Consider the following 15,098-nt stretch of genomic DNA (forward strand, 5'->3'; position numbering starts at 1 on the left):
GAGGTGCGCCGGCGGGGGTGGCGAGCTCCGTCGTCGGGCCGTGGGGACGGACCAGGCTCAGGCGAGCGCCTTGGCCTTGAGCGACGCGAACTCGTCGGGCGTGATGGTGCCCGCGTCCAGGAGAGCCTTGGCCGTGGCGATCTGGTCGGTCGCGGACTGACCACCCGTCGCGACCTCGCGGATGTAGGAGTCGGCCTGCGCCTTGGCCGCGTTGGCGGCCGCGAGGTGCCGCTCCGTCATCCCCCGGCCGCGGGCGATGATGTAGATCAGCGCCGTGAGGAACGGGATGAAGACCAGACCGACGATCCACAGCGCCTTCCACCAGCCGCTGAGCGTGTGGTCACGGAACAGGTCGGTGAGGATCTGGAAGAGCACCATCAGGTACGCGATGAAGACGAACCACCAGATCAGAAGCCAGAAGAAGTCCCAGAATTCCATGGTGAAGCCCCGTTCGACGATCTCCGGCGCTCGCGAGCGCGAGGCGCTGACGTCAGGTTAGTGACGGGCGTCACGATGCGCGCGGCGAAACGGGCGGGTTCCGGGGGAAGCGCCCCTGATGCGAAGTCTCGCGGGCACGCCGAGGGTGACGCACCTTGCCTGCCGACGGTGACCCGTCGTCGACCTCGGCGGCCCCCGTCGCGCCGGGGAGGATCGATTCACCCCGCGCTTCCCGATGACGGACCGCGGCCCGCACGCCATACTGAGGCGGTGACCGAGGCCCAGGCGATCTTCGAGCTGGTCGAGGCAGGTCTCGGGACCCCGACCGCGGACGAGTCCTTCGACCGCTTCGCCCGCCTGGCCATGCGCCAGCTCGGCGTCCCGACGGCCGCCGTGTCCCTCGTCCTGTCCGACGAGCAGGTGTATCCCGGGGCCCACGGCATGCCCGAGGACATCCAGCTCAGCCGGCGCATGCCGCTCACCCATTCGTTCTGCCAGCACGTGACGAACGACCGCGAGCCGCTCGTCGTGCCGGACACGCGCAAGGACGCCCGGGTCTGGGACAACCCGTCCATCCCGGAGTTCGGCGTCCTCGCGTACGCGGGCTTCCCGATCTTCGACCAGCGCGGCCGCGTCGTCGGGACGCTGTGCGCGATGGACGACGAGCCCCACGACTGGACCGACACCGACCTCGCGACCCTCGCCGACCTGACGGCCGCGTGCACGTCCGAGCTCCAGCTGCGCATCGCGCACGAGCGGGCGACCCGGATGCAGAACCTCGCCATCCAGGCGACCCGGCGCAACCGCCTGCTGCTCATGCTCAGCGAGGCCTTCGCCGACGCGACCTCCGTGCAGGACGTGGGCGAGACCCTCGCGTACGTGGCGTCGTCGGCGATCGGGGCCCGGTACGCCGGGCTCGCGGTCGTCGACCCGTCGCGCAAGAGCCTGACGTACACGAGCATGGACCACCTGGAGCCGGCGCTCGCGCCCTCGTACCGGTACGCCCGCCTCGACGACCCGGACCGCGTCCTGTCGTTCGTCGCCCGCACCCAGGAGGCCCTGTTCTTCCGGGACGAGGGCGAGATCCTCGCGGCGTTCCCGAACGTCTCCGAGTCGCTCGACGAGAGCGTCGGCGCGCGGGCCCTGCTGCCCGTGCTCTCCGGCACGACCCTGCTCGCGGTCATCTTCCTCGGGTGGGAGCAGGGCAAGACCGCCGACGACGAGTCCCTGTCCCGTGCGGGCCTCGCGGGCTTCGTGGCGCACGCCCTCGAACGCGTCAAGCTGCTCGAGGAACGGCGCGACGCCGCCACGACCCTCCAGGCCGCGATGCTCACGGCCCTGCCCGACATCCCCCACCTCGAGCTGGCCTCGACCTACTCGCCCGCGACGCTCACGGACCAGGTCGGGGGCGACTGGTACGACGCCGTGGTGCACGACGAGGACGCCTCGGTCCTCATGATCGGCGACGTGACGGGTCACGACATGCGGGCCGCAGCCGAGATGGGGCAGCTCAGGTCGATGCTCCGCACGTTCGCCTGGAGCCACGACGAGTCGCCCTCGGCCCTGCTCCGTCTCCTCGACCGTGCGAACACGGGGCTCTCGCTCCACGCGAGCGGGACCGCCGTCGTCGTGCGGCTCGACCGGCGCGGCGACTTCTACGACCTGTCCTGGTCCAACGCGGGCCACCCGCCGCCGCTCATCCTGAGGTCCGACGGGAAGGTCGAGCTCCTCGACACCCGGCCGGACATGATGCTCGGGTTCGTCCCCAACGCCGCGCGCAGCGACCACGTGACCCACCTCGGCCCGGGAGACACGCTCCTGCTCTACACGGACGGGCTCATCGAGCGACGCGGGGTCCCGCAGAGCGCACGCCTGTCGGGGCTGGCACAGGCCCTCGCGTCGCTGCGGCACGGCTCGACGCTCGCGCTCCCGAACGCGCTGGTCCAACGCCTGGTCGGCAGCGACCAGCGCGACGACATCGCGGTCCTCGCGGTCCGTGTCCGGGCCGCCGTCGACTCCCACCCGACGCCCGCGTGCCCCACCCGGATGACGCGCGACGTCGAGCACTCGACCGCGGCGATCTCACCGGCGCGGCGCTGGGTCGACGACATCCTGGAGAGCTGCGGGATCAACCGCGACCAGCGGCGCACCATCATGCTGCTCGCGAGCGAGACCCTGACCAACGCGGTCCAGCACGCGCAGGGACCGCTCGAGGCGGTCGTCGAGGTGTGGCCCGCGACCGTCCGGGTCGGTGTCCGGGACGCGTCCCCCGACGAGCCGACCCTGCACGACCCCGAACCGCACGAGACGGGCGGCCGCGGCATCCAGTTCCTCGACCGGTTCGCCGACCGCTGGTTCGTCGAGCACAAGACGTCGGACGGTCCGGGCAAGACCGTCTGGTTCGAGCTCGCCCGGGAAGACGCCCTCTCCCGCTGACGGTGTGGGTGGTGCGCGCTACCGTGTGAGGTGGCGCACATCGCCGCGCGCCCACGAGAGGACACCATGACCGAACGCACAGCGACCGTCGCGGACGAGGACCTCGGGGAGCTGCTGGACCAGTACCGGTCGCAGCTCACGGGCTACTGCTACCGCCTGCTCGGCTCCTCCTTCGAGGCCGACGATGCGGTCCAGGACACCATGGTCCGCGCCTGGCGATCTTACGACCGCTTCGAGGGACGCTCCGCGCTGCGCTCCTGGCTCTACCGCATCGCGACCAACGTCTGCTTCGACCACATCGCCCAGCGCAAGCGCCGCGAAAGACCCATGGGCCTCGGCGCGGCGCAGACGGCCGAGGAGAGGAACCTCGGCGAGCAGCTCTCGGAGGAGACGTGGGTCGAGCCCGTCCCCGACGACCGCGTGCTGCCCCGGGACGGCGACCCGGCAGACGTCGCGGTCGGGCGCGAGTCCATCCGCCTCGCGTTCGTCGCCGCCCTGCAGTACCTGCCACCCAAGCAGCGCGCCGTCCTCATCCTGCGCGAGGTCCTGCGCTGGCAGGCCAGCGAGGTCGCCGAGCTCCTGGAGACCTCGGTGCCGTCGGTCAACAGCGCGCTCCAGCGGGCGCGGGCCACCCTGTCCGCCCAGGCGCACTACGGCTCGGGTCCCGGGGCCGACGGCGCCAACCTGCCGACAGTCCCCGTGGACGAGGACAAGAACGAGCTCCTGGAGAAGTACCTCGACGCGTTCGAGCGCTACGACATGCCCGCCCTGGTGGCGCTCCTCCACGACGAGGCCACGCTCTCGATGCCGCCCTACGCGCTGTGGATGCAGGGTCCGGTCCAGATCGAGCGGTGGATGGTCGGCCCGGGGGCGGAGTGCCGCGGCTCGCGCATGGTGCCGGTCCGGGCCAACGGCACGTTCGGCTTCGGTCAGTACCGGGTCGCGCCCGACGGCGGGTACGACGCCTGGGCGCTGCAGGTGATCGACACCGCGGACGGCAAGGTGACGGGCATCAACGCGTTCCTCGACGTCGAGGCCTGGTACCCGCTCTTCGGCCTGCCGCTCCATCTCGACGCGTAGAGCGTGAGGGTGGGCCGGGAAGCCGGCCCACCCTCACGCTCTACGTCGCGCTGGTCGCGGTCAGTCGAAGGTCTCGAGCAGCAGGTGGCGCTCCTCGTCGGTGAGGTTGGTCGCGATGAGGTCGCCGTGCAGACCGTGGAACCGTTCACCCACGCGGTCCAGGTTGCCGTCCTCGGTCACGGCGAACAGGGCGGACGTGCCCTCCGTGACCTGGGCGCGGATGCGGTCGAGCTGGTCCTTGTTCAGTCCCACGGCCTCCATCGACTTGTGGATCGCGCCCAGGGCCGCGCCCGCGGCGACCCCGATCACGGGCACGAAGAAGAGCGCGCCGAACAGCAGGCCCCAGAAGGCGCCCCAACCTGTACCGCGCCACTCGTCCTCGTGCGTGTGGCGCGTCGTGGGCTTGCTCGCACCCTCGGGCCAGGTCACGATCGCACGGTCGACGATCTTGATCAGCCCTTCGGACGCCGCGTCCTTCAGGACACGGGACGCGACCTCCGCGCCTCCGGGGGTGTCGAACGACCAGACGGTGAAGGTAGCCATCGTTGTCCTCTCGGGCCGAGCCGGGTCATGAGCGGGTGGGTCGGGTTCGTGGGTTGATACGGGGGTATGGGGGCGTCGTTGCGTCAGCCGAGCAGCTTGGCCTTGGCGGCCACGAACTCGGCGTCGCTGAGGACACCGCTCGCGTGGAGCTGGCCGAGCTGCTCGATCTGGGCCAGGAGGTCGTTCCCACCCGCAGCAGGTGCCGTCGGCGCGGCCTGTGCCGCCTGGGCAGCCGCGGCCTGCTGCGCGTAGAGCTGCTGCTGCTGAGCCTGCTGCTGCGCCGCGTACTGCTGCTGCTCGGCCTGCTGCTCGGCCTTGCTCTGCTGGTGCCGGTTCACGGCTCCGGCCGTGGCGGAAGCCGTCCCGGCGATGACGGCGGTACGGGCCATGGTGCCCAGCAGACCTGGGCGTCCGACGCGTCGTAGTGGCATGGTGTGCTCCGTTTCTCGTGCGATGTCTGTGCGGCGGTGGTCCCCCGTCAGCCCGTCAGGGGTGGTCAGGGTGGTCAGGGTTCAGCCGACCTCGGTCTCGGCGAGCTCGACGATCTCGTTGACGACGTCGGCGGGGATGCGTTCCTGCGCGATCACCGCTGCCCCGGCGTCGTGCACGGCACCGACGAACTGCCGTGCCCAGGAGTGCTCGACGATCAGGACGAGGGCGGACGTCCCGGGCTCGAGGTTCGATGCGACGTCGTCGATGTCCTCCTGCCCCGCGAGACCCGAGCTGCCGAGCTGGGTCTCGGTGATGTCGAGCTCGTCGCCGAGGTCCTCGACCTCGACCACGTCGATCTCGCCCCCGACCCCCTTGCGGATGACGGTGAGGTCGAGGAGCCGGACGACGTCGGACCCGAGGAGGTCGGCGATCGCGATCTTCACCGCGTCGGGGACCCGTTCGGAGGGGAAGGCGATCGCGACGAACTCGACCGGACCGAACTGTGTCGTGGCCATGAGTGGTGCTCCGTTCTTCGGGGTTGCGCGTGCGGGAAGCGTGGGTGCTGGTCTCGGGAGGGCGGACGGGTGACGGTCAGGCCGTCGTCACGGCAGCGACGACTGCGACGCCCGCTCGGCCTCGTCACCGTGCACGACGAGCGCCCACAGCACGAAGATCCCGAGCACGATCGTGACGACGGACCACCACGGGCTCGCCGGGAGCGCGACGAACTGGGTCAGCACGTTGAGCACGACGAGCACGATCGCGACGAGCCGTGCCCAGCCGCGCCCCGCGAGGAGCGCGAAGCCGACGATCACGAGGAGCACCCCGACGACCAGGTGGACCCATCCCCACGTCGACACGTCGAGCACCACGATGCCCTGCTCCCCCAGCCCGACGAGCTTCTCGGGGGAGAACGCGGCGACCATGCCGCTGATCGCGTTGAACAGCCCGAGCGTGACCAGGACGATGCCCGCGAACCACACCCAGCCGACCCATCCCGTGACCTGTGACGACCGTGCCATGGTGCCTCCTCGCACGCGTAGAACGGGTGACGTCGTCCTGGCCGTGACCGGCCCGGCGTCACCCCGGAAGTCTCGCTCCCCCTGATCGTGGCACCGGACTCCCGCGTCGGCATCCGCTGCGCGGACGGCCGTCCACCACCACTATGGGTCCATGGAACTCGGGTTCACGGGCGGGATCGCGCTGGTCGTCGTGCTCGGGGTCGTGGGTCAGGTCGCTGCCAAGGCGCTCAAGGTGCCCTCGATCCTGCTGCTGCTCGTGCTGGGGCTGCTGGCCGGTCCGGTGTCGGGGCTGGTCGACCCCGACGTCCTGCTGGGCGACGAGCTGTTCCCGCTCGTGTCGATGGCGGTCGGTCTCCTGCTGTTCGAGGAGTCGCTCAAGCTCGACATGAAACGGCTCCAGGGCGGGGCGCGGCGACCGGTCGCGCTGCTCGTGACGCTCGGCGCGGTCCTGACGGGGGTCGGGGCGACGCTGATCTGCTGGTGGGTGCTCGACCTCCCGTTCTCCCGGGCCGCGGTGATCGGGGCCATCCTCATCGTGTCGGGTCCGACCGTCGTCGGGCCGCTGCTCGCGGTGATCCGGCCCAAGCAGCCGCTCGAGTCGGTGCTCGCGTTCGAGGGCATCTTCATCGACCCGATCGGCGCGACGGTCGCGCTCGCGATGGCCAACATCGCGCTCCACGCGGCCCCCGAGCACCTGGGCGCGACCGCGCTCTCCGGGGTGCTCACGGGGGCCGTCGCCGCGGCGGTCTACGTCGCGGCGGTCCGGTGGGGCAGGGTGCCGGCCGCGACCGAGGTGTCGCTCGCGTTCGCCACGGCGCTCGCGACGTACGCCGTGGCCGAGGCGTTCCACGAGGAGGCCGGCCTGTTCGCGACCACGACGCTGGGCATCGTGCTCGCGAACCAGCGCTGGGCGCGCATCGAGCCGCTGCACGAGTTCGGCAGCCACGTCGGCCTGCTGCTCATCGGGACGCTCTTCATCCTGCTCTCGGCACGGGTCGACCTCGACGCCCTCGTGGCGTACGCCCTGCCGACGCTCGGGATCGTCGCGCTCCTCGTCCTGGTCCTGCGCCCGCTCGTCGCGTCGATCGCGACGACGGGCAGCGTCCTGACGAGCCGAGAACGCGTCATGGTCGGCTGGATGGCGCCGCGCGGGATCGTCGCGGCGTCGACCGCGTCGGTCTTCGCCCTGCGCTTCGAGGACGACGGCCAACCGTTCGAGCAGCTCGTCCCCGTGGTCTTCGGGGTGATCCTCCTGACGGCGGTCGTGTACGGCCTCACGGGGCCGTGGGTCGCGGCGCGCCTGGGCGTGCGCTCAGCCGGCCCGGAGGACCTCGACGACGACGGTGTCCCGGTCGCGGAGGAACGCGCGCCCGGCTGACGCCGGACCTTCCCGCCCGACGGCGTGGGCGCACCACGCGCACGCACGCGTTCGCTACGTTCGCCCCATGACGAGCGACGCGAGCACCACTCCGGAGCCGGCCCCTGGGGCGTCGGCCGCCCCGGTCACCGACCCCGACCGGCCCCGAGACTTCCTGGCCCTCTCCCCCGACGACCCGCGCAAGCCACCCCGCTGGCTGCCGCGCGCTCTCTTCATGACCGTCGTCGCGGTCTTCGTCGGGATCTTCGCCTGGTACGCGATCGGCACCCTGGAGAGCCTCGGCGTCAACATCCTCATCGCGTTCTTCATCGCCCTCGCGCTCGAGCCGATCGTGGTGTGGCTGGTCCGGCACGGGTGGCGGCGCGGTGCGGCTGCGGCGACGGCGCTGCTGGGCGGGCTCGTGGTGGTCGTCGGCATCTTCGCTCTCTTCGGCAACCTGTTCGTGCAGCAGCTCGTCCAGCTCGTCCAGTCGATCCCTGCCCTCTACACCGACATCCAGGAGTTCCTCTCGACGAGGTTCGACGTCGACATACCGAGCTCCGACGAGCTCCTCAAGCAGGGCTTCAACGAGTTCGGCGAGGACGTCGCGTCCGGTGCCCTGGTCGTGGGGACGACGATCGTGGGCGTGATCTTCGCGTTCCTGACGATCATGCTCGTGACGTACTACCTGCTCGCGGCGGGCCCCAAGTTCCGCGTCGCGATCTGCCGCTGGCTCACGCCGAACCGCCAGCAGGAGGTCCTGCGCCTGTGGGAGATCACGCAGGTCAAGGTCTCCGACTTCATCAACTCCCGCATCGTCCTCGCGGCACTGTCGAGCGTCTTCACGTTCGTCTTCCTGCTGATCCTCGGCACGGACTACGCCCTGCCGCTGTCGGTGTTCGTCGGCGTCGTGTCGCAGTTCGTGCCGACGATCGGTACGTACATCGGCGGCGCGCTGCCCGTGATCGTGGCACTGACCTCGCAGGGGCTCCCGCAGGCCCTCGCGGTCCTCATCTTCATCGTCGCCTACCAGCAGCTCGAGAACCTGTACTTCTCGCCCAAGGTCTCGGCGCGGGCCCTCGAGATGAACCCTGCGGTGTCATTCGTGGTCGTGCTCGCCTTCGGGGCGGTGTTCGGTGCGCTCGGCGCGTTCCTGTCGCTCCCGATCGCCGCGACCATCCAGGCCGTCGCGAACACGTACATCCAGCGGCACGAGCTGGTGGACTCGCACATGCTGCACGACCCGGGCCACGAGAAGGACGACGACCCCGACGACGACCCGGGCGAGAAGGACGGCGGGGTCGCGCGACGCCGTCGGGCGAACCGCAAGGCCGGCCGCGACGCCGCGAAGACCGTCGACGAGCGCCACGCCGACGGCATCGAGTAGCGCCCGCACCGCAGCCGTCCCCGGCGCCCGGCCCCCGGCGACGAGGCACCGGCCTCGTGCCCGCGCGCACGTCCCGGCCCCGTGCCATCGTGGCCGAGAGGTCAAGCCCCGCGGACGTCCGCCGGGTCCGTGCACGAGGTCGAGGAGAGCAGATGTCGCACCACGAGCTTCCAGGTCGTCTCGGGTCCGTCCGCCGGGACGGCGAGCTCCCACGACGTGAGGACCTGCCGCTGGTCTTCGACGAGCTGGACCGCCAGCTCGCGACCCAGGCGTACCTGTGGGCGTTGCCGATCGTGTCGTACGCGCAGTGGAGGAAGGTCCACTACGAGGTGTTCGGGGCGACGGGCTCCGACCTGGTCCACTACGTGACCTACCGCGACCGGCTGGGCCTCATCACGGCGAACGCGACCACGCCGTACATCCTCAACTTCTTCGACCTGTCGCAGACGGGTCCGCTCGTCATCGAGCTCCCCGCCGGCCCCACGGCGGGCGGGGTCTCGGACTTCTGGCAGCGGGAGTTCGGCGTCATGGGAGAGATGGGGCCCACGGGAGACCAGGGCGGCAAGCACCTGGTCCTCCCGCCCGGGCACGACGTCCCGGCCGGGGCCGAGGACCACATCGTCCTGCGCTCGACGGGCGTCAACGTCATGTTCGGCTTCCGCACCCTCGACCCGGACCACGCACGGGCACGAGCCCTGGTCGAGGCCGTGCGGATCTACCCGTTCGCGCTGCGCGAGGACCCGCCCGCGACCCGGGTCGTCTCGCCGGACGGGCGCCCGTGGTCGGGCGACCAGCCCACGGGGCTGGAGTTCTGGGAGCGCCTGCACGACGTCTACCAGAACGAGGTCGTCGACGAGCGCGACCGCTTCTACCTCGCGATGCTCAAGCAGCTCGGGATCGAGAAGGAGCGACCGTTCGAGCCCGACGCCCGCCTCCGCGCGATCCTCGAGGAGGGAGCGGCGGCCGGTGAGCTCATCGCGCAGGCCAACTCGTTCGACAAGCGCTTCGCCGGCTCTCGGTACTGGGAGGACCGCCGGTGGGACCTGACGATCGCGCTCTCGACCTCCGACCAGCGAGCGCCGTTCTACGACGAGCTCCTGGAGCGCGCGTCGTGGTTCTACGAGGCCGTGAGCTTCTCCGCGGCCATGAAGAGCCACACCCCCGGGCTCGGACAGGCGTACCTCAGCGCGTACACGGGCGCCGACGGCGAGTGGCTCGACGGCGCGCGCCACTACACCCTGCACGTGCCCGCGAAGGTCCCCGCCAAGCTGTTCTGGTCCGCGACGGTCTACGACGCCGCGACCCGCTGCCTGATCGACAACGAGCAGCAGCGCGGCGACCGTGGCTCGCGGGACGCGGACCTCGTCCCGGACGACGACGGCTCCGTCACCCTGCACTTCGGTCCCACGCCACCGCCGAGCGGCGAGTCGAACTGGGTGCAGACCGTCCCGGGCAAGCACTGGTTCTCCTACTTCCGGTTCTACGGCCCGCTCGAGTCCTACTTCGACCGCAGCTGGAAGCTGGGCGACATCACCCCCGTGTGACCGGCGGCGCTAGGGTGCCCGGATGACCGACGCCCTTGCCGTGACCGTCCGTCCCGCGTCCCGCGACGACCTGCCCGTGGTCGCGGAGATCGCGGCGCACTACGTCCTGCACACGGTCTCGACGTTCCAGACCGAACCGCTCCCCCTCGCGGGGTGGGAGGAGCGGTGGGAGTCGCTGCGGGAGGCGGGCCGCCCGTTCCTGGTCGTCACCGTGCCGGGCGCCCCCGGCCTGCCCGACGACGTCGCCGGGTTCGCGTACGTGGGCTCCTGGCGCGAGCGCCCCGCCTACGCGGCGACGGGCGAGGACACCATCTACCTCGCCCCCGGCCGCGAGGGACGCGGCCTGGGCCGGACGCTCCCGACCGCCCTCCTGGCCGCTGCCGCGCAGGCGGGGGTGCGCGAGCTCGTCGCGGTCGTGAGCGACGCCGACTCCCCCGCGTCCGTGGTGCTGCACGAGAAGCTGGGCTTCCGGCAGGTCGGGCGGCTGGAACGGGTCGGTCTCAAGCACGGCCGCTGGCTCGACACCGTGCTGCTCCAGCGCTCGCTGGGCTGACTCCCCGGGCGAGGCTCCCGCCCGGGGCGTGCGACGCCGTCGGGCGGCTCCCCCGACGCATCCCGCACGCCCGTGGCACGATGGACAGATGATCCGACCCCTGCTCGTCGGAGTGCACCCGGGCCAGCACCCGGACATCGTGCAGCGCGCCGCCGGTTTCGCGCACGCCCTGGGGACGGCCATCGTGTGCGTGTGGGTGGACGTCGGACCGGTGCCCGACGACGGCCGCGCGGAGCAGCGGCTCAAGGCCGAGCTCGACGGTGCGCTGCACGGCACGGGCGTCGGCTGGACCCTCGTCGTGGCGGGTGACGGCGACGTCGCGCGCCAGCTCGACGAGGCCGCGGTGAGCCACGACGCCGCGATCGTCGTGGTCGGCGCGCACCGTGCGGGCGCCGACGGGTGGCGCAACGAAGCCCTGGGCGGCTCGGTCGCGGGCAGGCTGTCGCACCTGCAGCACCGGCCCGTCGTCGTGCTGCCCGTGCTGCCCGCGCCCTCCGAGGGCGAGCCGGACGAGGACTGACCGCCCGCCCGAGAGAACCGCCCGGCCTCCCGGGACATCCGCCCCTGCCGCCCGGGACACGTCCCGCCCCACGCTCCTCGTGTCAACCACCCACGGCCGCCGCCCGCCCGGGCCCGGCCCCACGACACGCAGGGGTCCACCATGACCGCACGACCGACAACCTCCGTCACGCCCGGCACCGACCTCGCCCACGGGCATCCCGCCCGCGCCTCCCGCGCCTGGGCGTGGACCGGCGTCGCGGCCGGCGTCCTGGGCATCGTCTCGATCCAGGCCTCGATGGCGCTCGGCGCGAACTGGGAGCAGACCGCAGGTGACGCCGACGCGGTCGTCGCCGACCTCGCGGGCAAGACGTCCACGCTCCTCGTCTTCCACACCGCGACCGTCCTGGTCGCGGTCCTCGTCCTGATCTTCGCGGCGGGTCTCAAGCGTCGCCTCGACGTCCAGGCCCCGGCGGGCAGCCTCCTGCCGACGGTCGCCGGCTCGGGCCTGGTCCTGACGTCGGTCGCGGCGCTCATGGGATCGGGGCTCGACACCCAGTTCATGTTCGGGTTCGCCGAGCTCGACAAGATCGTCCCCGAGTCGGGCGCGTTCTACGCCGACTGGACCGCGACGATCCCGTGGCTGTGGGTCGGCGCCGGACTGACCGCGGTCGCGGTCGCGGTGGCCTCGCTGCGGCACGGCGCCGCGCCGCGGTGGATCGGCGTCGTGAGCCTGCTGCTGGGCGGGATCACGCTGCTCGTGGGCGTCTCGCCGCTGCAGTACATGGCGGGCTTCGTGGGTCCGCTGTGGCTCACGGTCGCGGCGCTCGGCTTCGCGCTGGGCGACCGTCGCTGACCCGCCCGACGGCGAAGCCCACACCGTGGACCTGTCACCACCCCCAGGGCCCGCCTCGGGCCGCGCGACCGGTCCCGCTCCTGTCTCCAGGGGCGGGGCCGGTCGTGACCGTGCCGCACCACGTGGGGGTGGAATCGCTCCCGACCTCTGTCGTCCGGGTGGTCGTGCGCCCTACGGTGGCGCTGTGGGCGCTGTCGCAGGGGACGAGCCACCGGAGTCCTCCGGCGACCCCGTCGCGCCCGGCGGGCTGCCCCGGACCGCCCTCGCCATCGCCATCGCCTCGTGGTTCCTCGGCGTCTCGGCGCTCGTCCTGCAGCTCACGTCGGGCGTGGACGTGCTGCTCGGCGACCTGCTGTTCGTCGTCGTCGACGCCATGGTGGCGCTCGTGTACGGCTCGGTGGGTGCGATCATCCTGTCGCGGCGACGGCACGTCGTCGGGTGGCTCGTCTCGATCGCGGGCATCGGCGGCGGGCTGGCCGCGCTGGGCGGGGGCTGGCGGAGCTTCGCGAGCACGCACCCCGGCCTGCCACCGCTCGAACCGCTCGCCGCGGCGTACGGGCTCGCGTGGGTGCCGGGGACGGTCGGGCTGTTCGTGCTCGTGCCGTGGTTCGTCCGCGACCGGCCGTTGTCGCCGGGTGCCTGGCTGGGGGTCGCGGGCGGCGCCGGGTCGATCCTGTTCTTCCTGCTCGCCCCGGTCGACGACCCGCGCCCGGCCATCCTCGGCGTCGTCGTCATGGGTCTCGTGACCGCGGCCGCGACGTGGTGGCGCCACCGGCACGGACCGCCCGAGGAACGTCGCGGCCTGGGCCTCCTGGCCCTCGGCACGGCGGTCATGGCCCTGTCGTTCCTCCCGCTGCTCGGGACGTGGAGCTCGCCCGACGTGATCCTCGCGCTGCCCCTGACCCATCTCGCGTGCCAGGCGCTGTTCCCCGCGGCGCTGCTCGTCTCGGTCCTGCGCAACCGGCTGTGGGGGCTCGACCTCGCGCTGAGCCGCGCCACGATCGGCGCCCTCCTGACGCTCGCCCTGGTCGCGGTCTACGTCGCGCTCGTGGTCACGGTGACCGCGCTCGTCGGCAGCCGGCCGCTCGCCCAGGTCCTCGCGGCCGTCGGGGTCGTGCTCGCGGTCCAGCCCGCCCGCACGTGGCTCCGGCGACGCGTGCGCGCCCTGGTCTACGGCGAGACGACCGACCCCGGGCGGGCCGTGCTGCGCATGGGCCGCCAGCTCGGTGTCGCGGCGACGGCCGAGGAGCTGCTGCACGGGCTCGTCGCCTCGACGGGCGAGTCGCTCAAGCTGGAGTCGGTCACGCTCACGAGCGGCGGACCTGCCCCGACCGTCGAGGCGACCTGGGGTCGCCCGACGAGCACGCACGTCACGCACGTGCCGGTCGAGCACGGCGGCCGGGTCCTCGGGGACCTCACCGTCACCCCCCGCGCTGGCGAGCGCCTCGACACCCGGACCCGGGACGCGCTCGCCCAGCTCGCGCCCGTCGTGGCCGCGGGCCTCGCGCTCGCGAGCGGCGCGCGCGACCTCGAACAGGCCAAGGACGCCGTGACCCGGGCGCGCCTGGCCGAACGGCGACTCGTCCGCCGCGAGCTGCACGACGGCGTCGGGCCGTGGTTGAGCGGGCTGCGGCTCGGGCTGCAGGGCGCGCGCAACACCCTCGCGACCGACCCGGCCGCAGCGGCCTCCGTGCTCGAGGCGCTCCAACGCGAGGTCGAGCAGCGGGTCGGGGACGTGCGCACGCTCTCGCGCAGCCTGCTGCCGCCCGCGCTCGACGAGGCCGGGCTCGAGGCCGCGCTGCACGACCTCGCCGACCACCACGACGCGAACGGCTTCGCGGTCGAGCTGCTGTGCGGGCCGTGGGACGACCTCGACACGCGCGTCGCCGCCGCGGCCTACGCGATCGCGAGCGAGGCCGTCATCAACGCGTCCCGGCACAGCGGGGCCGCGGGCTGCCGCATCGAGGTCTCCGCCCACCCGCCGGGCCTGCCCGGGACGCTCGACGGGTGGACGCACCTGGTCGTGACGTGCGACGACGCGGGCTCCGGCGTCGGGCAGGACGCGCGCACCGGCGTCGGGACGCGGTCCATGCGGGAGCGCGCCGAGGAGCTGGGTGGGACGCTGGACATCACCTCGCTCGCACCGGGAACGCGCGTGCGGGCCGTCCTCCCCCGGAAGGTCGTGCTGTGAGCCTCATCCGCGTGGCCCTCGTCGACGACCATCCCGTGTTCCGCATCGGGATGGCGGCGCTGCTCGACTCGCTCGAGGGCGTCCGCGTCGTGGCGCAGGCCGCGAGCGCCGCGGAGGCGCGTGACGTCCTGGGCGCTCCCGACGACCTGGACCTCGTCGTCATGGACCTCGACCTGGGCGACGGGTCGGGCGTCGAGCTCACGCGGGACCTGGTGCGTTCCCGGCCGGACGTGCCGGTCCTCGTCATGACGATGCACGAGGACGACGACTCCGTCGCCGCCTGCCTGCGCGCCGGGGCCCGCGGGTACCTCGTGAAGTCCGCGTCGCCGCACGAGGTCGAGCGGGCCGTGCGGGCCGTGGCGAACGGCGAGCTGATCCTGGCGCCGGGGGTCGTGGCGCGGGCCGTGGCGAACGTGCTCGGCGGCGGGTCGCGGGCTGCGGTGCCGTTCCCGCAGCTCACCGACCGCGAGCGCGAGGTGCTCGCGCTCGTCGCCGCGGGGCTCGACAACACCGCGATCTCGCGGCGGCTGACCCTGAGCACCAAGACGGTCCGCAACTACGTCGCGGGCGTGCTCGCGAAGCTGTCGCTGCGTGACCGGGCCGCGGCGATCGTGGCGGCCCGGGAGGCGGGCCTGGTCCCGGACCGGGCGACGTCGCCCCGCTGAGCCGGTGGCCTCCCCCGTCGAGTGCGTGATTCGGCTGCGACTCGCCGGGCGTGTCGCAGCGCAATCATGCACTCAACGCTCCGAGAAGCCGGCCCG

15 protein-coding genes are annotated in these 15,098 nt (G+C 72.5%); 10 read left to right on the plus strand and 5 right to left on the minus strand.

All coding sequences use genetic code 11. The features are described from left to right. Positions 1-57: 57 nt before the first annotated feature. Positions 58-438, minus strand: a complete 381-nt coding sequence (locus JOD48_RS19115; RefSeq protein WP_191790083.1) for an SHOCT domain-containing protein — start codon at positions 436-438, stop codon at positions 58-60. A gap of 270 nt (positions 439-708) precedes the next feature. On the opposite strand from JOD48_RS19115, the gene JOD48_RS19120 reads away from it, so the two are divergent. Together JOD48_RS19120 and JOD48_RS19125 are read left to right on the plus strand one after the other, a co-directional pair. Beyond that, a complete protein-coding gene (locus tag JOD48_RS19120) occupies positions 709-2,874 on the plus strand; it encodes a SpoIIE family protein phosphatase (protein WP_191790082.1) in 2,166 nt (721 codons plus the stop codon). Positions 2,875-2,940: 66 nt separating this feature from the next. Further along, a complete protein-coding gene (locus tag JOD48_RS19125) occupies positions 2,941-3,954 on the plus strand; it encodes a sigma-70 family RNA polymerase sigma factor (protein ID WP_191790081.1) in 1,014 nt (337 codons plus the stop codon). Positions 3,955-4,014: 60 nt separating this feature from the next. Here JOD48_RS19125 and JOD48_RS19130 read toward each other — a convergent pair whose 3' ends face one another. The 4 genes from JOD48_RS19130 to JOD48_RS19145 form a co-directional block, all read right to left on the minus strand. Continuing rightward, positions 4,015-4,497 (minus strand): DUF1269 domain-containing protein, encoded by a 483-nt coding sequence (locus JOD48_RS19130; RefSeq protein ID WP_191790080.1) that lies wholly within the window; start codon positions 4,495-4,497, stop codon positions 4,015-4,017. An 83-nt stretch (positions 4,498-4,580) separates the two neighbouring features. Further along, positions 4,581-4,928 (minus strand): SHOCT domain-containing protein, encoded by a 348-nt coding sequence (locus JOD48_RS19135; protein ID WP_204810154.1) that lies wholly within the window; start codon positions 4,926-4,928, stop codon positions 4,581-4,583. An 81-nt stretch (positions 4,929-5,009) separates the two neighbouring features. Continuing rightward, positions 5,010-5,444, minus strand: a complete 435-nt coding sequence (locus JOD48_RS19140; RefSeq protein ID WP_191790078.1) for a DUF6325 family protein — start codon at positions 5,442-5,444, stop codon at positions 5,010-5,012. Between the two features lie 87 nt (positions 5,445-5,531). Next, on the minus strand, positions 5,532-5,951 hold the full coding sequence (locus JOD48_RS19145; protein WP_191790077.1) for a DUF7144 family membrane protein: 420 nt from the start codon (positions 5,949-5,951) through the stop codon (positions 5,532-5,534). A gap of 151 nt (positions 5,952-6,102) precedes the next feature. On the opposite strand from JOD48_RS19145, the gene JOD48_RS19150 reads away from it, so the two are divergent. The 8 genes from JOD48_RS19150 to JOD48_RS20280 all read left to right on the plus strand — a co-directional run bounded on the left by JOD48_RS19150 (position 6,103) and on the right by JOD48_RS20280 (position 15,002). Next, the gene (locus JOD48_RS19150) at positions 6,103-7,329 is read left to right on the plus strand and encodes a cation:proton antiporter (protein ID WP_204810164.1); all 1,227 of its coding nucleotides are present in this window, start codon (positions 6,103-6,105) and stop codon (positions 7,327-7,329) included. A gap of 67 nt (positions 7,330-7,396) precedes the next feature. Then, the gene (locus JOD48_RS19155; protein ID WP_225226859.1) at positions 7,397-8,695 is read left to right on the plus strand and encodes an AI-2E family transporter; all 1,299 of its coding nucleotides are present in this window, start codon (positions 7,397-7,399) and stop codon (positions 8,693-8,695) included. A 152-nt stretch (positions 8,696-8,847) separates the two neighbouring features. Beyond that, a complete protein-coding gene (locus tag JOD48_RS19160) occupies positions 8,848-10,239 on the plus strand; it encodes a DUF1254 domain-containing protein (RefSeq protein ID WP_204810166.1) in 1,392 nt (463 codons plus the stop codon). 22 nt (positions 10,240-10,261) lie between these two features. Next, positions 10,262-10,792, plus strand: coding sequence for a GNAT family N-acetyltransferase (locus JOD48_RS19165; RefSeq protein WP_204810168.1), 531 nt, complete (start codon positions 10,262-10,264; stop codon positions 10,790-10,792). 88 nt (positions 10,793-10,880) lie between these two features. After that, complete coding sequence (locus JOD48_RS19170) at positions 10,881-11,312, plus strand: universal stress protein (protein WP_191790071.1); 432 nt, start codon at positions 10,881-10,883, stop codon at positions 11,310-11,312. Positions 11,313-11,453: 141 nt separating this feature from the next. Next, positions 11,454-12,146 (plus strand): hypothetical protein, encoded by a 693-nt coding sequence (locus JOD48_RS19175; protein WP_191790070.1) that lies wholly within the window; start codon positions 11,454-11,456, stop codon positions 12,144-12,146. 184 nt (positions 12,147-12,330) lie between these two features. Then, the gene (locus tag JOD48_RS20275; RefSeq protein WP_307824272.1) at positions 12,331-14,337 is read left to right on the plus strand and encodes a sensor histidine kinase; all 2,007 of its coding nucleotides are present in this window, start codon (positions 12,331-12,333) and stop codon (positions 14,335-14,337) included. After that, positions 14,334-15,002 (plus strand): response regulator, encoded by a 669-nt coding sequence (locus JOD48_RS20280; protein WP_307824273.1) that lies wholly within the window; start codon positions 14,334-14,336, stop codon positions 15,000-15,002. Before JOD48_RS20275 ends, JOD48_RS20280 begins: the two co-directional genes overlap by 4 nt. Positions 15,003-15,098 lie beyond the last annotated feature (96 nt).

Origin of the sequence: Oerskovia paurometabola (genome assembly GCF_016907365.1) — a bacterium.
In the GTDB taxonomy this organism is placed as follows: Bacteria; Actinomycetota; Actinomycetes; order Actinomycetales; family Cellulomonadaceae; genus Oerskovia; species Oerskovia paurometabola.

Bases quoted from the DNA above. Each gene is read 5' to 3' on its own strand.
- JOD48_RS19115 (WP_191790083.1), bottom strand. From the start codon at position 438: ATGGAATTCTGGGACTTCTTCTGGCTTCTGATCTGGTGGTTCGTCTTC.
- JOD48_RS19125 (WP_191790081.1), top strand. From the start codon at position 2,941: ATGACCGAACGCACAGCGACCGTCGCGGACGAGGACCTCGGGGAGCTG.
- JOD48_RS19130 (WP_191790080.1), bottom strand. From the start codon at position 4,497: ATGGCTACCTTCACCGTCTGGTCGTTCGACACCCCCGGAGGCGCGGAG.
- JOD48_RS19135 (WP_204810154.1), bottom strand. From the start codon at position 4,928: ATGCCACTACGACGCGTCGGACGCCCAGGTCTGCTGGGCACCATGGCC.
- JOD48_RS19140 (WP_191790078.1), bottom strand. From the start codon at position 5,444: ATGGCCACGACACAGTTCGGTCCGGTCGAGTTCGTCGCGATCGCCTTC.
- JOD48_RS19145 (WP_191790077.1), bottom strand. From the start codon at position 5,951: ATGGCACGGTCGTCACAGGTCACGGGATGGGTCGGCTGGGTGTGGTTC.
- JOD48_RS19150 (WP_204810164.1), top strand. From the start codon at position 6,103: ATGGAACTCGGGTTCACGGGCGGGATCGCGCTGGTCGTCGTGCTCGGG.
- JOD48_RS19155 (WP_225226859.1), top strand. From the start codon at position 7,397: ATGACGAGCGACGCGAGCACCACTCCGGAGCCGGCCCCTGGGGCGTCG.
- JOD48_RS19160 (WP_204810166.1), top strand. From the start codon at position 8,848: ATGTCGCACCACGAGCTTCCAGGTCGTCTCGGGTCCGTCCGCCGGGAC.
- JOD48_RS19165 (WP_204810168.1), top strand. From the start codon at position 10,262: ATGACCGACGCCCTTGCCGTGACCGTCCGTCCCGCGTCCCGCGACGAC.
- JOD48_RS19170 (WP_191790071.1), top strand. From the start codon at position 10,881: ATGATCCGACCCCTGCTCGTCGGAGTGCACCCGGGCCAGCACCCGGAC.
- JOD48_RS19175 (WP_191790070.1), top strand. From the start codon at position 11,454: ATGACCGCACGACCGACAACCTCCGTCACGCCCGGCACCGACCTCGCC.